12 protein-coding genes are annotated in these 15669 nt (G+C 70.2%); 3 read left to right on the plus strand and 9 right to left on the minus strand.

Annotation, left to right across the window (positions count from 1 at the left end; all coding sequences use genetic code 11):
* Nucleotides 1–71 precede the first annotated feature (71 nt).
* Nucleotides 72–1430: a 23S rRNA (uracil(1939)-C(5))-methyltransferase RlmD gene (rlmD, locus tag RTK35_RS16600; RefSeq protein WP_316908508.1), complete on the minus strand. Its 1359-nt coding sequence runs from the start codon at nucleotides 1428–1430 to the stop codon at nucleotides 72–74.
* Between the two features lie 180 nt (nucleotides 1431–1610).
* Complete coding sequence (gene cysM / locus RTK35_RS16605; RefSeq protein WP_069562225.1) at nucleotides 1611–2513, minus strand: cysteine synthase CysM; 903 nt, start codon at nucleotides 2511–2513, stop codon at nucleotides 1611–1613.
* Between the two features lie 199 nt (nucleotides 2514–2712).
* Here cysM and RTK35_RS16610 point away from each other — a divergent pair, with 199 nt between their 5' ends.
* On the plus strand, nucleotides 2713–3513 hold the full coding sequence (locus tag RTK35_RS16610; RefSeq protein WP_316908509.1) for a tetratricopeptide repeat protein: 801 nt from the start codon (nucleotides 2713–2715) through the stop codon (nucleotides 3511–3513).
* Between the two features lie 3 nt (nucleotides 3514–3516).
* On the opposite strand, the gene RTK35_RS16615 is transcribed toward RTK35_RS16610, so the two are convergent.
* The 7 genes from RTK35_RS16615 to RTK35_RS16645 form a co-directional block, all read right to left on the minus strand.
* On the minus strand, nucleotides 3517–3861 hold the full coding sequence (locus tag RTK35_RS16615) for a DUF3325 domain-containing protein (protein ID WP_316908510.1): 345 nt from the start codon (nucleotides 3859–3861) through the stop codon (nucleotides 3517–3519).
* Entirely contained in the window at nucleotides 3858–5372 is a 1515-nt protein-coding gene (locus RTK35_RS16620; RefSeq protein ID WP_316908511.1) for a PepSY-associated TM helix domain-containing protein, read from the minus strand. The genes RTK35_RS16615 and RTK35_RS16620 overlap by 4 nt, the downstream gene beginning before the upstream one ends.
* Nucleotides 5369–5659, minus strand: coding sequence for an iron transporter (locus RTK35_RS16625; RefSeq protein ID WP_074971906.1), 291 nt, complete (start codon nucleotides 5657–5659; stop codon nucleotides 5369–5371). The genes RTK35_RS16620 and RTK35_RS16625 overlap by 4 nt, the downstream gene beginning before the upstream one ends.
* 19 nt (nucleotides 5660–5678) lie before the next feature.
* Entirely contained in the window at nucleotides 5679–7172 is a 1494-nt protein-coding gene (locus RTK35_RS16630; protein WP_316908512.1) for a class I SAM-dependent methyltransferase, read from the minus strand.
* An 83-nt stretch (nucleotides 7173–7255) separates the two neighbouring features.
* Nucleotides 7256–9514: a TonB-dependent siderophore receptor gene (locus RTK35_RS16635; RefSeq protein ID WP_172434435.1), complete on the minus strand. Its 2259-nt coding sequence runs from the start codon at nucleotides 9512–9514 to the stop codon at nucleotides 7256–7258.
* Between the two features lie 154 nt (nucleotides 9515–9668).
* Nucleotides 9669–11009 carry a sensor histidine kinase gene (locus tag RTK35_RS16640; protein WP_316908513.1) on the minus strand — a complete coding sequence of 447 codons (1341 nt, stop codon included), beginning with the start codon at nucleotides 11007–11009 and terminating at the stop codon, nucleotides 9669–9671.
* 1 nt (nucleotide 11010) lies between these two features.
* Entirely contained in the window at nucleotides 11011–11727 is a 717-nt protein-coding gene (locus RTK35_RS16645) for a response regulator transcription factor (protein ID WP_308724254.1), read from the minus strand.
* Nucleotides 11728–11846: 119 nt separating this feature from the next.
* Here RTK35_RS16645 and RTK35_RS16650 point away from each other — a divergent pair, with 119 nt between their 5' ends.
* Together RTK35_RS16650 and RTK35_RS16655 are read left to right on the plus strand one after the other, a co-directional pair.
* Complete coding sequence (locus tag RTK35_RS16650; RefSeq protein ID WP_316908514.1) at nucleotides 11847–14594, plus strand: response regulator; 2748 nt, start codon at nucleotides 11847–11849, stop codon at nucleotides 14592–14594.
* A 67-nt stretch (nucleotides 14595–14661) separates the two neighbouring features.
* Nucleotides 14662–15645 (plus strand): 2-hydroxyacid dehydrogenase, encoded by a 984-nt coding sequence (locus tag RTK35_RS16655; RefSeq protein ID WP_142015361.1) that lies wholly within the window; start codon nucleotides 14662–14664, stop codon nucleotides 15643–15645.
* Nucleotides 15646–15669 lie beyond the last annotated feature (24 nt).

Here is a 15669-nt window from a genome sequence, read left to right on the forward strand (position 1 = left end):
TTCCCTACGGCGCATGCCAGCGCGCCGAATGATCGCCAGCCTCTCTGGGCCAGTCGGATTACGCGAGCGTCCTAGCCCGCCTCGAATAACGCCATGGCCTCCACATGCGCCGTCTGCGGGAACATGTCGAGGATGCCGGCCGTCCTCAGCCGGTAGCCCTGCCGGACCAGCTCGGCGCTGTCGCGCGCCAGGGTGGCTGGGTTGCAGGACACATACACCACCCGCTTCGCCTTCAGTTCGCCCAGGTGGCGAGCCACCTCGAACGCCCCGTCACGCGGCGGGTCCAGCAATACTGCGTCGAAGCCCCCGGTCGCCCAGGTGGCTTCGGCCAGCGGCTTCGACAAGTCGGCCGCAAAAAAGTGCGCGTTGCCCAGGCCGTTCGCCCGGGCGTTGTCACGGGCACGCTCGACCATCGCCTCGACGCCTTCCACCGCCACCACTTCGCGGCTCATCCGCGCCAGCGGCAGGGCGAAATTGCCGAGCCCGCAGAACAGGTCCAGGACCAGCTCGTGGCCCTGGGGTGCCAACCAGTCTAGCGCCTGGCGGACCATCGCTTCGTTGATCCAGGCATTGACCTGGACGAAATCGCCCGGGCGGTAGCCCAGCGCCAGGTCCCACTGTTCCAATCGGTAACCCAGCTGCGCGTCGGCGTGGTCCGGCTGCGGCTCGCCCGCCCCCTGCAGCCAGAGCAGCGCCTGGTGCTCGGCGCAGAACGCGCGCAGGCGTGCCAGGTCGCCGTCGACCAGCGGTTGGGTATGGCGCAGCAGGAGGGAAGAGGCGGTGCCGTGAAAGAGCTCGACGTGTCCGATCGCTTGCGGTCTTTCCAGGCCGGCCAGCAGGGGCGGTAACGCACGCAGGATCGTCTGCAAGGGCTGTACCAGCACGGCACAGTCCTGCACGGCGACGATGGACTGGCTCGCCGCAGCGCGGAACCCCACCTCCAGGCGCGCGGCCTTGGCGTCCCAGCGCACCGCCACGCGTGCGCGACGCCGGTAGCCGAACTCCGGCCCCACCAGCGGCGCGGCCCAGGTTTCCGGCACCAAGCCGGCGAAGCGCTCCAGTTGCTCGGCCAGCGTGCGCTGTTTCAGGGCGAGCTGGGCCTCGTGGGGCAGATGCTGGAGCGAACAGCCGCCGCACTGGCGGGCATGGGGGCACGGCTCGGCGCGACGCTCCGGGCTGGCCCGCAGGATGCGCTCGGCACGGGCCTCCACCACCTGGCTGCGGGCACCCAGCACCCGCGCCTCGACGGACTCGCCCGGCAGGGCGCCGTCGACGAACCAGGTGCGCCCCTGCTCGAAGGCGATGCCCCGGCCGTCATGGGCCAGGCGCTCCACCTCCAGGGTCTGCTTCTTGCCCACCGGCACTGCCGGCGCGGCCTGGCGCTTGCCGCCCCCGCTCTGGAAGCGCAGCCCACCGTTACGCTTGGACATCGGGCCTCCGTAGCGGCAGGTGCATGCGCAGCGGCACCAGCACGCTCGGCGCGCAGCGCGAGAGCACCGGCAATGCCGGCACACGGCTGCCCCCGTGCACGGGCGCGGTGGACAGGTGAATGCGATAGGCCCGGAGCGAGTAACGCCCCGGGCGAAGGTCAGGACGGGAAATCGGAGTCATCACGGGCGCGCGTCGTACACACCGGTGGACAGGTAGCGATCGCCACGGTCGCAGATGATCGCCACCATCACGGCGTTCTCCACCTCGCGGGACAGGCGCAGCATGGCCGCCACCGAACCGCCGGAGGACACGCCGCAGAAGATGCCTTCCTCGCGCGCCAGGCGGCGCATGGTGTCCTCGGCCTCGGACTGGGCCATGTCGACGACGCGGTCCACGCGCTCGGCCTGGTAGATCCTCGGCAGGTATTCCTGGGGCCAGCGGCGGATGCCGGGGATGGCCGAGCCTTCCTGGGGCTGCAGGCCGACGATCTGGATCGCCGGGTTCTGCTCCTTGAGGTAGCGCGAGGTGCCCATGATGGTGCCGGTGGTGCCCATGGAGCTGATGAAGTGGGTCACGGTGCCCTGGGTCTGGCGCCAGATCTCCGGGCCGGTCCCCACGTAGTGGGCTTCGGGGTTGTCCCCGTTGGCGAACTGGTCCAGCACCTTGCCACGGCCTTCGGCCTGCATGCGCTCGGCCAGGTCGCGGGCACCTTCCATGCCCTCGTCCTTGCTGACGATGATCAGCTCGGCGCCGTAGGCGGTCATCGCCGCCTTGCGCTCGGCGCTCATGTTGTCCGGCATGATCAGGATCATCCGGTAACCCTTGATCGCCGCCGCCATGGCCAGGGCGATACCGGTATTGCCGGAGGTGGCCTCGATCAGCGTGTCGCCGGGCTGGATGTCACCGCGCAGCTCGGCACGGGTGATCATCGACAGGGCCGGGCGGTCCTTCACGGAGCCGGCCGGGTTGTTGCCTTCGAGCTTGACCAGGAGGGTGTTGCGGGTGTCGCCCCCCAGGCGCTGCAGGCGCACCAGCGGGGTGTTGCCGATGCAGTCGGCGATGGTTGGGTACTGCAGGGTCATGGCGGTTCTGCGATCCAGACTCAGAGGGGCGCCCATGATACCGGCAAACCCCTCTACGCCATATCGCACAAGCGTTTCCGCTTATGGCTTAGCGCTATATCCATGGAACGGAATGGCATTTGGAAAGGCAGCGCCCGTGGTTTTACAGCACAAATGGAAATGAATACTATTCGCCGCCTTTCCCCTGGCCATGCCGCCCATGTCCCTCACCCTGACCCGCACCGACATCCTCGACCGCGAGGCCCTGCAGCAACGCCTGGCCAGCGAACCGCGCCAGGCCGCCAGCGCCGTGCTGGCCGCCGCCCGTGAAGGCGTGGTGCCCGCGCAGACCCTGCTGGGCCAGCTGCTGCTGGACGGGCGCGGCATCGAACGCGACCCGGCGCTGGCGCGACAGTGGTTCCGCATCGCCGCCGCCCAGGGCGACCCCATGGCCCACAACATGCTCGGCCGCTGCCTGGAACAGGGCTGGGGCGGCGAGGTGGACCTGCCCGGCGCCGCCCGGGCCTTCCGCCAGGCCATGGAAGCCGGTCTCGACTGGGGTTGCTACAACTACGCCCACCTGCTGGCCGCCGGACGTGGCGTGGCGAAGGACCCGGCCCAGGCCCTGGCCCTCTACGAGCGCGCCGCCGCCCAGGGCCACGCCAAGGCGATGAACTTCGCCGGGCGCTTCCATGAAGAAGGCATCGGCGTGCCCGCCGACCCCGAGCGCGCCCACGCCTGGTACCGGCGCTCCGCCGAGGCCGGCGACTTCCGTGGCCAGTTCAGCCACGCCACCGTGCTGGCCGACCAGGGCGACCTGGCAGGCGCCCTGCACTGGCTGCGCCTGGCCCTGGCCGGCGGCAACCTCAACTTCCTCCGGGAAAGCCGCGCCCGCCTCGCCCAGGCCCGGCACGCCGACATCCGCGCCCTCGCCCTGCCCTATTACCAGCGCGCTGCCGAACTGGGCGACGACAGTGACCGCCAGGCCCTGGAGGCCTACCAGCAGGGCAGCGCGGGCTGAGATTCAGGGCAGCCCCTGGACCACGCCCAAGACGGCCATCACCGGCAGCCAGCCCAGCGGCAACCACGCCGCCAGCCTGGGCCGGTAGGGCAATAGCAGCGCCAGCAACAACCCCGACAGGGACACCAGCCCGAACCAGGCTACCGGCCCCATCGCCCAGCCCCAGAACGCCGCACTCGCCGGCAAGGCCAACGCCAACAGGCACCAGCCCGCCGCCCGCAGGCCACGCCGCAGTGCGGGCGGCGGCTCACGCTGCCACACCTGGCGAAAATGCCGGGGCAGGCCCAGGCACAACGCGGCCATTCCGCCGTGGGCCAGGCCCGCCGCCACGCTCAGCATCAGGCTCATCCCTGCACCTCCGCCTTCGGGCGGCGCACCCGCACCGGGCGCACGGCCGCCGGCTGCTGCACGCGCCAGGCACACCCGGCCAGCAACAGGCCGATGGCAACGGCCGTCACCTCCAGCATGCCGCGGGTGAAATCCCCTGCCCCGCCGCCGGTGGCCCAGCCCAGCAACGGCACGCCCAGGCACAGCGCCGCGCCACAGCCGAGCTGCTCGCTCCAGCCCCGCGCCCCGGGCCGCCACACGGCGTGGACCAGGCAGGCCAGCCAGAGCAGGAAGAACACCCGCACCTCCCACTGTGCGCGCCCGGCCAGCTCCAGCGGCAGCAGGCGGTTGGCCCACAGCAGCCCCACGCAGGCCACGCCCAGGCCAGCCACCGCCGCCAGGTTCAGCGCCGCCACCAGGCGCGCGCCCATGCCAGGGCTGGCCTGGCGCCGCTGCTTCACCTCGTAGAGCAGCAGGCCGGTGGCGATCATCACGCAGCCGCCGAGCCCACAGAGGAAGTACAGCCAGCGCATGGGGTAGCCGCCGAACTGGGCGAAGTGCAGGCCCATGATCACCCGGTGGGTCAGCACGCTGGCGCGCATGGCCGGCGGCGCCTGCAGCAGCGCCCCGGTCACCCCGTCGAAAACCATGTTCTGCCCCTTGGTCAGGGCGATGCGGTTGCCCAGCACCCGCCGCACTTCCACCCGGGCATCGCTGCGCCCGGGATGGCGTATCACCACGCCACCCACCGGCCCCATCTGCCGCTCGGCCTCGGCCAGCATCGGCGCCAGCGCGGCCAGAGGGGCCGGCTGCGTCTGGCCACGGGGCGGGTGGGCCTCCTCGGTGCCGGACTGGGCGTGGAAGTACGCCTCGACGTCACCGTCGAACAGGCTCTCCAGCGCCGCCGGCATGTAGATCAGCAGGAAGATCGCCAACCCGGTGTAGGCGATCATCAGGTGGAACGGCAGCAACAGCACCGCCGTGGCGTTGTGGGCATCCAGCCAGGAGCGCTGGCCCTTGCCGGGGCGGAAGGTGAAGAACTCCTTGAAGAACTTCTTGTGGATGACGATGCCGGTCAGCAGCGCCACCAGCATGCCCAGCGCCAGCAGGCCCACCACCCAGATGCCGAGCATGCGCGGCAGGTCGAGGGTGAAATGGAAGCGGAAGAAGAACAGCCCGCCGGCACTGTCACGTTGCGGCAGCACCTCCCCCGTCGCCGGGTCCAGGGCCACGCCACCGCCGTGGCGACGCTCGCCCGCAGAGACGGACAACCCCGGCGAGCGCTCGGTGGGCAGGTTCAGGGTCCAGGCCCGTGCCTCGGGATGGTGCTGCCGCAGGTAGGCCAGCCCGCGCTCGGCGGCCTCGGCGGTGGGCACCGGGGTGTCGCGCACCTCCGGGTGCATCCAGTGATCGATCTCCTGGTCGAACACCGCCAGCGTCCCGGTGAGGAACACCGCAAACAGCAGCCAACCGGCCAGCAGGCCGCCCCAGGTGTGCAGCCAGGCCATGGACTGGGTGAAGGTCTTCTTCATGCCAGCCACTCCAGCAGGCGCGGCCAGAAGCCCAGGGCTGCCAGCGGCAGCGCCGGGGCCAACCCCAGCCAGGCACGCAGGGCGGTGCGGGCGGCGAAGGCCCAGCACACCGCCAGGGTGTAGACCACGAAGCACGGCAGGCTGGCCACTAGCAACGCATCCACCGGGTGCAGCGGCAGCAGCCGCGCCAGCGCGGCGGTGAAGGCGTAGGTGAAGGCATAGCCGCCGAGCAAGGCGGCCACCACACGCGAAAGAACCGGCGCCCAGGCCGGCAGGGACAGGGTCATGAACAGGCTCCTCACGGGGTCATGGCACCACGCCCAGTTGCCGCCAGACCGGCAGCACGGCGTGTTCGAACTGGTTCAGCTGTGCGTCGTCCACCTGCACCTGCCAGCCCTCGCGGCGCAGCAGGGCCAGGCCGGTTTCGCGCAGCAGGCCGCCGCGCAGGCCCGGCAGCTCCAGCAGCACCCGCGCCAGGGCCATCTGCTGCGCCGTAACGGGGATGGACGCCCCCAGGCTGGGCGCCACCAGGTGGCGATAGCCGGCCCCGGCCAGCGCCCCTTCGGCCAGCAGGCGGTTGAGCCGCTGACCGGCTTCCTCCGCCACCAGCCCCGGCGTCAGCGGGTGGGCATGCCCGGCCCAGGTGAGCATCTGCAACGCCCGGTTGAGCTGGCCGAGCTGCGGCGCCAATGCCGGCCGCCGGGCCAGCTCGGCGAAGCCCTGGGGCCCTTCGGCGAGGGCCTGCAGCAACGGCGAGAACAGCGACGCCTCGCCCTCCACCGGGCCGATGCGGGTGTCGAAGCGCAGGCCTCCCCGGGTCGGCGCCCCCGGCAATGCCGCCCAGCAGCCCTCCAGCAAGGCCTGGCGATGGGCCGCCGGCGCCAGCGCCTGGCCCGTGCGCTGGTAGAGGTCGCGCCGCTGGGACTGGTTGCGCGCCAGGTCCTTGGCCGTCTCGCGGGCCTCGGTCGTCTGCAGCGCCTCCAGCAGCGGCAGGCAGGCGCCAGGCACCGACAGCGCGTCGATGTTCTCCAGCGGCACGGCACTGCCGGCGTAGTCCAGGCCGATCGCCGCGAACTCGCCCATCACCTGGGCCACCGGCAGGGGCTCCCAGTGTTCGCAGAGCAGTTCATGGGCAAGCTGGGCCAGGTCCTCCGGCTCGCCGGCGTCCAGCCGCCGGGCCACGTCAGGGTGCTCGACGAAGTAGCCGGCCCCCGCCGCCTGCCAGCCACGCAGGGCGGCGAAGGCACTGCGCAGGCGTTGCGCCGGCGTGCCAGATGCCTGCCGGGCGTGCTGCCAGATGAAGCGCTGCGCCGCACGGAACGCCGACAGGCCCGGCTCGGTCATGTAGCCCAGGTAGGCCACGCCACCAGGCCGCAGACGCTGCTGGATAAAGCTGCGGATGGCCGCCCGGTTGGCCGGCGACACCCAGGAATAGACGCCGTGCAGGACGATGAAGTCGAAGCCCTCGCCCAGGTCCTGCCCGGCCAGCCCGTCGAACGCCGCCTCGACGAAGCGCAGGTTGCCGAGCCCGGCCCGGGTGGCCAGGTCACGTCCGTGGGCGATGTGCCGGGGGTTGAAGTCCACCGCGACGAACTCGCCAGCCGGGTTGGCCGCTGCCAGCAGCAGGCTGCCCAGCCCCTGGCCGCAGCCCAGCTCGCAATAGCGAAAGCCCCGGGACATGTCCGGGGCGCTGCGCCCAAGGGCGGTGAGGGTGGCCACCATCCAGCTCGGTGCGAGTTCCGGCTGGACCAGGTGGGGATAAGGGGCATCGGCCAGGTAGCCGTCGTGCCAGAGGCTCATGCGCTGCATCCATCATGAAAAGGCCCCGCCGGAGCACCCGGCGGGGCATGGGCCCGCCGTTTCCGGCAGGCCAGGAGCCCAGGTCAGAACGAGGCGGTGACGGAGGCGAAGTACGACCGGCCCGGTTCGTTGTAGGTGTTGGCGCCGGCGTCGCTGGCGTTGCCTTCGCGGTAGATGCGCTTGTCGAACAGGTTGTTGATGCCCAGGCGCACGCTGTAGTTCTCGCTGAACGCGTAGCCGGCGCTGACGCCCATCAGCCCGTAGGGGTCCACGTCCTTCTGCGCGGTGGTGGCGTAGGCCTGATTGGTGCGCTGGTTGAGCGAGGGCGCTTCCTGCTTGCCGTAGTAGGTGCCGCTGACCTGCAGGGAGAGCTGCTCGGTGGCGTACCAGTCCAGGGTGGTGTTGACGGTGTACTCGGGGATGATGCTCAGCGGCTCGCCGGTGTCGCGGTCCTCGGACTGGATCATGTAGGTGAGGTTGGTGTTCCACTCCAGGCTCGGGTCGAGGGCGATGAACAGGTTGCCCTCGATGCCTTCCACCACCGCCTTGCCGGCGTTCTCCCACTGCTGCACGCGACGGCCGTTGGCCAGGCGGTAGGTGAAGTTGTTGCTGCCGACGATCTTGTTCTTGTAGTCGTTGCGGAAGTAGGTGGCGCTGGCGCGCCATTGCCCCATGTCCAGGGCCAGGCCGATTTCCTTGTTGATGCTGGTTTCCGCCTCCAGGTTCGGGTTGCCCACCAGGTAGCAGCCGCCGCTGTTGGTCTGCCCGGCGTTGCAGCCGTTGCCCATGCTGTAGAGCAGGTAGTTGGGGTTGGACTGGTAGAGGTTGGGCGTCTTGTAGGCGCGCGCGATGCCGCCCTTCAGGGTCAGCTCATCGGTGAGCTTGTGGGAGGCGTTGAGGCTCGGGCTCCAGTTGCCGCCGAACTCCTCGTGCTGGTCGTAGCGCAGGCCCGGGGTGACGGTGGTGCGGCTGTCCAGCTCGATGTTGTCCTCGGCGTACAGCGCGTAGCTGCGGGCGTCGGTCTTGGTATTGCCACGGCTGAAGCCGGGGATGGGCGGTACACCGGCGCTGCCCGGGTCGAAGGTCTGGGCACGCAGGGAGCCCGGGTCGTTGAGGACCTCGTAGAGGTACTCGCCCCCCAGGGTGAGCATCTGCTCGAACCCCAGGCTCAGGGGCAGGTTCACCTCGCCGCTGGCGCGGGTGTTGCGCAGGCGCGAGGTGAAGGCCCCGGCGCCGTTGGCAGGCGCGCCTTCGGAGCTGCCGGCCAGGCCTTCGTTGAGGCGCCAGTTGCGGGTGTAGTCGTAGGCCAGGCTGGCCTTGGAGGTGCCCCATTCGAAGTCGCCGTTGTGGGTCAGCGAATAGGCGCTGCGCTGCATCACGTTGGTTTCCGAGCCCACCAGGCCGCTGACGAAGGCGCCGCCGTTGTTGAGCATGGTGTCGCCGGCAAAGATGTTGCCCTGGCGGCTGTAGCTGGCCTCCAGGTCGAGGCTCTGCTCGGGGTTGAGCTGCCAGCTGAGCAGGCCGTTGACGTCCTTGTTGCGCACGCCTTCACGGCCCGCCACCAGGGAAGTGGGGTCGCTCTGGTGGCCGGCGTTGAGGTCGGCGTCGTCGGCATCGGTCTTGCTCATGCCGCCGTAAACGCGGAAGGCCAGCGCGTCGTTCAACGGGCCGCTGAGGTTGAAGTTGGTGCGACGGCTGGCGCCCTCGGCATCGTCCTCGGGGAGCTGGGTGAACACGGTCATCGAGCCGTGCAGCTCCTGGGTGGGGCGCTTGGTGATGATGTTGACCACGCCGCCCATGGCGCCGGAGCCGTAGCGGGCAGCGGCCGGGCCACGGAGGATCTCGATGCGCTCGACTTCCTCGGCCGGCACCCAGTTGGTCTCGCCACGGGTGTCGCGGTCGCCGTTCCAGCCGTAGCGCACGGCGTTGCGCGAGGTGGAGGGCTTGCCGTCGATGAGGATCAGGGTGTTTTCCGGGCCCATGCCGCGCAGGTCGATCTGGCGGTTGTTGCCACGGTTGCCGCTGGTGCTGTTGCCGGTGAGGTTGACCCCCGGCTCGCGGCGGATCACGTCGGACAGGTCGTTGGCCGGCGGACGCTTGCGGATGTCCTCGGCGGTGATGATGGAAACCCCCGGGGCCTGCTTCAGCTCCTGCTCGGCGGTGCCGATCACGCGGGTTTCCTGCAGCTCCAGCGCCTGCTCGGCGGCTTCACCGACCTTTGCCCGGGCCTGCTCGGCGACGTCGTCGGCCAGCTCCAGCGTCTCGGCCTGGACCCAGGCCGGCGCAGAGGCGGCCAGCAGGGCCAGGGCGAAGGGGTTGAGGGTGAATCGCGGCTGCGTCATGGGGCACTCCTTGGGCAATCGGGCAGTCACGTGGGACGGGGCATGCCGATGCAGGCGGAGCGACCGCGCTAGTCTTCATTTGGCAGGCCCGAGTCGGACGCGGGTCGGCGCAAATGGTATTTATTCTTATTTGACAGTAAAGATCATTTACAAACTATACATTTTCCAAACGCAGGCACAGGCGCAAGCCCCGCGCGCCGTTCTCCGCCCACAGGTCACCACCCTGTGAGCGCAGGGTGCCGCGGGCGATGGCCAGGCCCAGGCCGAAGCCCTCGCCCCCCGGCCGGGCACTGCTGAGGCGGGTGAAGGGCCGGAAGATGGCTTCCAGCTGGGCCGGGTCCACGCCGCCGCCCTCATCCTCCAGCCACAGCTGCCAGTACTCATCCCCGCGCTGTGCACCGAGGCGGATCGTGCCGTCCGGCGGGGAATGGCGGATGGCGTTGCGCAGGCCGTTCTCCAGGGCCTGGGCCAGGCCGTTGAGGTTGCCGTGGACGCGGCAGTCCGTCGGCAGCTCGCAGCGCAGGCGCTCCGGCGGCCAGCCGCTTTCGAAGCAGGCGTCCTCGCTGAGCACGGCCCACAGCGAGGCCACGTCGATCACCTCCCGTGGCAGCTGCGGGCGCTCGGTGTCCAGCCACACCAGCTCCAGGGTGTCGTCCACCAGCTTCTGCATGCACTGCACCTCGCGCTCCAGGCGCTGGCGCAGTTGGCCGATCTCCAGCTCGCTCTCCCCCGCCACCCGCAGCCGGCTCAGCGGCGTGCGCAGCTCGTGGGAGAGGTCGCAAAGCAATTGGCGCTGGTGCTCCACCGTGGTTTCCAGGCGCTCGGCCATGTGGTCGAAGGCCCGGGCCAGCTCGCCCAGTTCATCGCGACGGCGGCTGACCTCGGGTGAAACCCGGGTGGACAGGTGGTTGCCGCGCAGCGCGTTGGCCTGCTCGCGCAGGTGACGCAACGGGGCGAGCAGCAGGCGGTACAGCCCGACGCAGAGGAGGAAGGCCAGGGCCCCCGGCACCACGCCGTGGATCACGAAGCGCGCCAGCAGGCTGAACCCGCCGGGCAGGTAGCGCTCGGGCAGGCGCATCACCAGCTGGCCGGCATCCGGTGCCTCGGGGAACGGCAGGCTGAGGATCGGCAGCCCGCCACTGCGCTTGCTCATGGGCCAGTCGACGCGCCGCATGAAGGTCAGGCGCCCATACTCCTCTGCGTTCAGCGGGCGACTGCCGAGGCTGCGCAGGTCGGGCCCCACCACCACGGCCCAATCCGGTTCGCGGGCCTGGTGGCGCTCCAGCCAGCGGTCCACACCGGCCCGGCCGTCGCGCCGCCAGGCCTGCTCGGCCTCCGCGGCGTAGTGGTTGAGCCGGGCCTGGGCAGCCTCGGTGAGGTGGTAGCTCTGCAACTCGACGTACTCGCCCCAGGCGCGGGCGAGCCAGATCACCAGCACGCTGAAGGCCACCAGCAACACCGCGAGGGGCCAGAACAGCGAACGCCGCCCGGGCATGTCAGGCGTCCTGCCGGGTGAACAGGTAGCCCTTGCCCCAGGCCGTTTCCACACGGCCGTTGGTGTAGCCGGCGGCAACGAGCTTGCGGCGGATGTGGCTGACGTGCATGTCCAGGCTGCGGTCGTGCTGGGAATAGGCCCGGTGCAGCACCTGCTGATAAAGGAAGGCCTTGCTGAGCACCTCCTCGGCGTGGCGGACCAGGGTCTCCAGCAGGCGGTACTCGGTGCCGGTAAGCCCGGCCCAGTTGCCCTCGCAGGCGACATCGCCCTTGACGTCATCGAACTGCAGGCCTGGCTCCTCCAGCGCTGCGGCGGTGACCGCGCCCCGGCGCTCATAGGCCACCCGGCGCAACACTGCGTCGACGCGCACCTGCAGCTCCACCAGGCTGAAGGGCTTGGGCAGGTAGTCGTCGGCGCCCCGGCTGAAGCCGGCGATGCGGTCCTGCTCGGCGCCCAGGGCGGACATCAGGATCACCGGCACGCCACGCTCCCGGCGCAGCTCGCCGAGCACCTCCAGGCCGTTGCGCCCGGGCAGCAGGATGTCCAGCAGGATCAGGTCGAAGGGCTCGCGACGGGCCAGCCCGAGGCCGGCCTCGCCGTCGTGCTGCAGGACCACTTCGAAACCTCGGCGCCCGAGGTGGTCGGCCAGGTGGGCGGCCAGCACCGGGTCGTCCTCGATGGCCAGGATGCGGGCGGCCCCCGGCGAGCAATTGTTCATGACTTGCACCAGCGAATACGAAGCATTCCTAAAAGAGCGCGCATTCTGTCAAAACGGCAGGCAGATTCCCACCGGGCGAGTCGCTACACTTCGGGCACTTTCGTCTAAAGGATTCCGGCGTGTTCAAGGATCTCGGCATCAAGGGTCGCGTGCTGTTGCTGACCCTGCTCCCCACCAGCCTGTTGGCCATGGTGCTGGGCGGCTACTTCATCTGGGCCCAGCTTTCCGACATGCAGGCCCAGCTCCTGCAGCGCGGGCAGATGATCGCCGAGCAACTCGCGCCCCTGGCCGCCCCCGCCCTGGTGCGCGGCGACGGCCTGCTGCTGGAACGCATCGCCGACAACGCCCTGGACCAGCCCGACGTGCGCGCGGTGAGCTTCCTCAGCCTCGACCGGGTGCGCCTGGCCCACGCCGGGCCGAGCATGCTCAACGGCAGCCCGGACAACGACGGCAGCCACACCAGCCAGATCAGCAACACCGATGCCACGCGCTTCATGCTGCCGGTGTTCGAGCGCCACCGGGTGCTCGCCGGCGACGCGCCACCCGGCGAAGGTGACAAGGTGCTGGGCTGGGTGGAACTGGAGATGTCCCACCACGGCACCCTGTTGCGCGGCTACCGCAGCCTGTTCGCCAGCCTGATGCTGATCACCGCCGGCCTGGCCGTCACCGCGCTGCTGGCGCTGCGCATGAGCCACTCCATCAACGAACCGCTGCGGCGCATCAAGCAGGGTGTCGCGCTGCTCAAGGAAGGCCGCCTGGAAACCCGCCTGCCGCAACTGGGCAACCACGAGATGGACGAGCTGGCCGCCGGCATCAACCGCATGGCCGAGGCCCTGCAGAGCGCCCAGGAAGAGTTGCAGCACAACATCGACCAGGCCACTGAGGACGTGCGGCAGAACCTGGAGACCATCGAGATCCAGAACATCGAGCTGGACCTGGCGCGCAAGGAGGCCCTGGAGGCCAGCCGCATCAAGTCCGAGTTCCTCGCCAACATGAGCCACGAGATCCGCACGCCGCTCAACGGCATCCTCGGTTTCACCAACCTGCTGCAGAAGAGCGAGCTGTCGCCGCGCCAGCAGGACTACCTGGGCACCATCGAGCAGTCCGCCGAGAGCCTGCTGGGGATCATCAACGAGATCCTCGACTTCTCGAAGATCGAGGCCGGCAAGCTGGTGCTGGAGAACATCCCCTTCAACCTGCGCGACCTGATCCAGGACACCCTGACCATCCTCGCCCCGGCCGCCCACGAGAAGCGCCTGGAACTGGTCAGCCTGGTGTACCGCGACACCCCGGTGCACCTGATGGGCGACCCTCAGCGCCTCAAGCAGGTGCTGACCAACCTGGTGAGCAACGCCATCAAGTTCACCCGCGAGGGCACCATCGCCGTGCGGGCGATGCTCGAGGACGACAGCGAGCCGGACCTGGTACAGCTACGCATCAGCGTGCAGGACACCGGCATCGGCCTCTCCGACGAGGACCTGCGGGCGCTGTTCCAGGCCTTCACCCAGGCCGACAACTCGCTCTCGCGCCAGGCCGGCGGCACCGGCCTCGGGCTGGTCATCTCCAAGCGCCTGGTGGAACAGATGGGCGGCGAGATCGGTGTGGCCAGCACCCCGGGCGCGGGCTCGGAGTTCTGGATCAGCATCAGCCTGCCCAAGGCCCGCGACGATGCCGACGACCTGCCCAAGGCCACCCTGGCCGGGCGTCGTGCCATCGTCTTCGAGCCCCAGGAGCTGACCCGCCAGGCCCTGCGCCACCAGTTGGAGGACTGCGGCCTGGAAGTACTCGATGCGCCCAGCCTGGAGGCCCTGCTGGAGCAGGTCGCCGCCCAGCGCCAGGGGCCGCAGGCCATCGGCTTCGCCGTGCTGGCCGCGAGCACCGCGGAACTGCCGGCGGAGCGCCTCGCCCAATACATCTGGGACCTGGAACAACTGGGCTGCAAGAGCCTGGTGCTCTGCCCCACCACCGACCAGGCGCTGTACCACCCGGTGCTGCCCGACTCCCACAACCAGCTGCAGGCCAAGCCGGCCTGCACCCGCAAGCTGCACCGTGCCCTCAGCAGCCTGGTGGGGCCGCGCCCGGTCCGCGTGGAGGCGCCGATGCCGGTGGTGCAGCGGGCACCGCGCATCCTCTGCGTGGACGACAACCCGGCCAACCTGCTGCTGGTGAAGACCCTGCTCGGCGACATGGGCGCCGAGGTGACGGCGGTGGACAGCGGCTACGGTGCCGTGGACGCGGTGCGCCAGCAGACCTTCGACCTGGTGCTGATGGACGTGCAGATGCCCGGCATGGACGGGCGCCAGGCCACGGAGGAAATCCGCCGCCTGGAGGCCAACCACGAAACCAGCCCGGTGCCCATCGTCGCCCTCACCGCCCACGCCCTGGCCAACGAGAAGCGCGCCCTGTTGCAGGGCGGCATGGACGACTACCTGACCAAACCCATCGGCGAGCGCCAACTGGCCCAGGTGGTGCTGAAGTGGACCGGCCTGGCGCTCCAGGGCCCGGTAGCGGAGCGCCCCGCCGAGCCCGCCGCGCCCCAGGAGGAGCCAGCGGTGCTGGACCCGGAGGAAGGCCTGCGCCTGGCCGCCGGCAAGGCCGACCTCGCCGCCGACATGCTGGGCATGCTGCTGGCCTCCCTGGACGCCGACCGCCAGGCCATCCGCCAGGCGCTGGAGGCGGATGATCGCGCCACGCTGCTGGAGCGGGTGCACCGCCTGCATGGCGCGACGCGCTACTGCGGCGTGCCCCAGCTGCGGGCCGCCTGCCAGCGCAGCGAGACCCTGCTGAAGAAGAACGACCCGACCAGCCGCGAAGCCCTGGACGACCTGGACCGCGCCATCGAGCGCCTGGCGGCCGAGGCCGGCTGAGCTGACCTGGGGCAAGGCCCCGGCGGGAAGGGATTCCTAGACTCCGGGCACCTATAAAGGAGCGCCCATGCGAACCATCCTGTTCAGCACCCAGACCTACGACCGCGACAGCTTCCAGGCCTGTTCGTCCGACCTCGACCTGCACTTCCAGCCCGCCCGCCTGACCCTGGACACCGCCGCACTGGCCCAGGGCCATGCGGTGGTCTGTGCCTTCATCAACGACGACCTTTCCGCCCCGGTGCTGGAGTGCCTGGCCGAAGGCGGCACCCAGCTGATCGCCCTGCGCTCGGCCGGCTACAACCACGTCGACCTGCACGCCGCCCAGCAGCTGGGGCTCACGGTGGTACGGGTGCCGGCCTACTCGCCCCACGCCGTCGCCGAGCATGCGGTGGCGCTGGTCCTGGCCTTGAACCGGCGCCTGCACCGCGCCTACAACCGCACCCGCGAGGGCGATTTCAGCCTCCACGGGCTGACCGGCTTCGACCTGGTGGGCAAGCGCGTCGGGGTGGTGGGCACCGGGCAGATCGGCGAAGTGTTCGCCCGCATCATGGCCGGCTTCGGTTGCGCCCTGCTGGCCTACGACCCGTACCCCAACCCGGCGGTGGAAGCCCTGGGCGGGCGCTACGTGCCCCTGGACGAGCTGCTGGCCGAGAGCGACATCGTCAGCCTGCACTGCCCGCTGAACGACGGCACCCGCTACCTGGTCAACAGCCACAGCCTGCAGCGCATGAAGCGCGGCGCCATGCTGATCAACACCGGGCGCGGCGCGCTGGTGGAGACACCGGCGCTGATCGAGGCGCTGAAGAGCGGCCAACTGGGCTACCTGGGCCTGGATGTCTATGAAGAGGAGGCCAACCTGTTCTTCGAGGACCGTTCCGACCTGCCGCTGCAGGACGATGTGCTGGCCCGTCTGCTGACCTTCCCCAACGTGATCGTCACCGCTCACCAGGCCTTCCTCACCCGCGAGGCCCTGGCCGCCATCGCCCGCACCACCCTGGACAACATCAGCGCCTGGGCCAGCGGCGCGCCGGTGAACCGGGTCGAAGCCTGAGCCTGTGCGAAGGCGCCGCGGCGC

Source organism: Pseudomonas sp. zfem003, assembly GCF_032621675.1.
In the GTDB taxonomy this organism is placed as follows: domain Bacteria; phylum Pseudomonadota; class Gammaproteobacteria; order Pseudomonadales; family Pseudomonadaceae; genus Metapseudomonas; species Metapseudomonas otitidis.

Bases quoted from the DNA above. Each gene is read 5' to 3' on its own strand.
- rlmD (WP_316908508.1), bottom strand. From the start codon at position 1,430: ATGTCCAAGCGTAACGGTGGGCTGCGCTTCCAGAGCGGGGGCGGCAAG.
- cysM (WP_069562225.1), bottom strand. From the start codon at position 2,513: ATGACCCTGCAGTACCCAACCATCGCCGACTGCATCGGCAACACCCCG.
- RTK35_RS16610 (WP_316908509.1), top strand. From the start codon at position 2,713: ATGTCCCTCACCCTGACCCGCACCGACATCCTCGACCGCGAGGCCCTG.
- RTK35_RS16615 (WP_316908510.1), bottom strand. From the start codon at position 3,861: ATGAGCCTGATGCTGAGCGTGGCGGCGGGCCTGGCCCACGGCGGAATG.
- RTK35_RS16620 (WP_316908511.1), bottom strand. From the start codon at position 5,372: ATGAAGAAGACCTTCACCCAGTCCATGGCCTGGCTGCACACCTGGGGC.
- RTK35_RS16625 (WP_074971906.1), bottom strand. From the start codon at position 5,659: ATGACCCTGTCCCTGCCGGCCTGGGCGCCGGTTCTTTCGCGTGTGGTG.
- RTK35_RS16630 (WP_316908512.1), bottom strand. From the start codon at position 7,172: ATGAGCCTCTGGCACGACGGCTACCTGGCCGATGCCCCTTATCCCCAC.
- RTK35_RS16635 (WP_172434435.1), bottom strand. From the start codon at position 9,514: ATGACGCAGCCGCGATTCACCCTCAACCCCTTCGCCCTGGCCCTGCTG.
- RTK35_RS16640 (WP_316908513.1), bottom strand. From the start codon at position 11,009: ATGCCCGGGCGGCGTTCGCTGTTCTGGCCCCTCGCGGTGTTGCTGGTG.
- RTK35_RS16645 (WP_308724254.1), bottom strand. From the start codon at position 11,727: ATGAACAATTGCTCGCCGGGGGCCGCCCGCATCCTGGCCATCGAGGAC.
- RTK35_RS16655 (WP_142015361.1), top strand. From the start codon at position 14,662: ATGCGAACCATCCTGTTCAGCACCCAGACCTACGACCGCGACAGCTTC.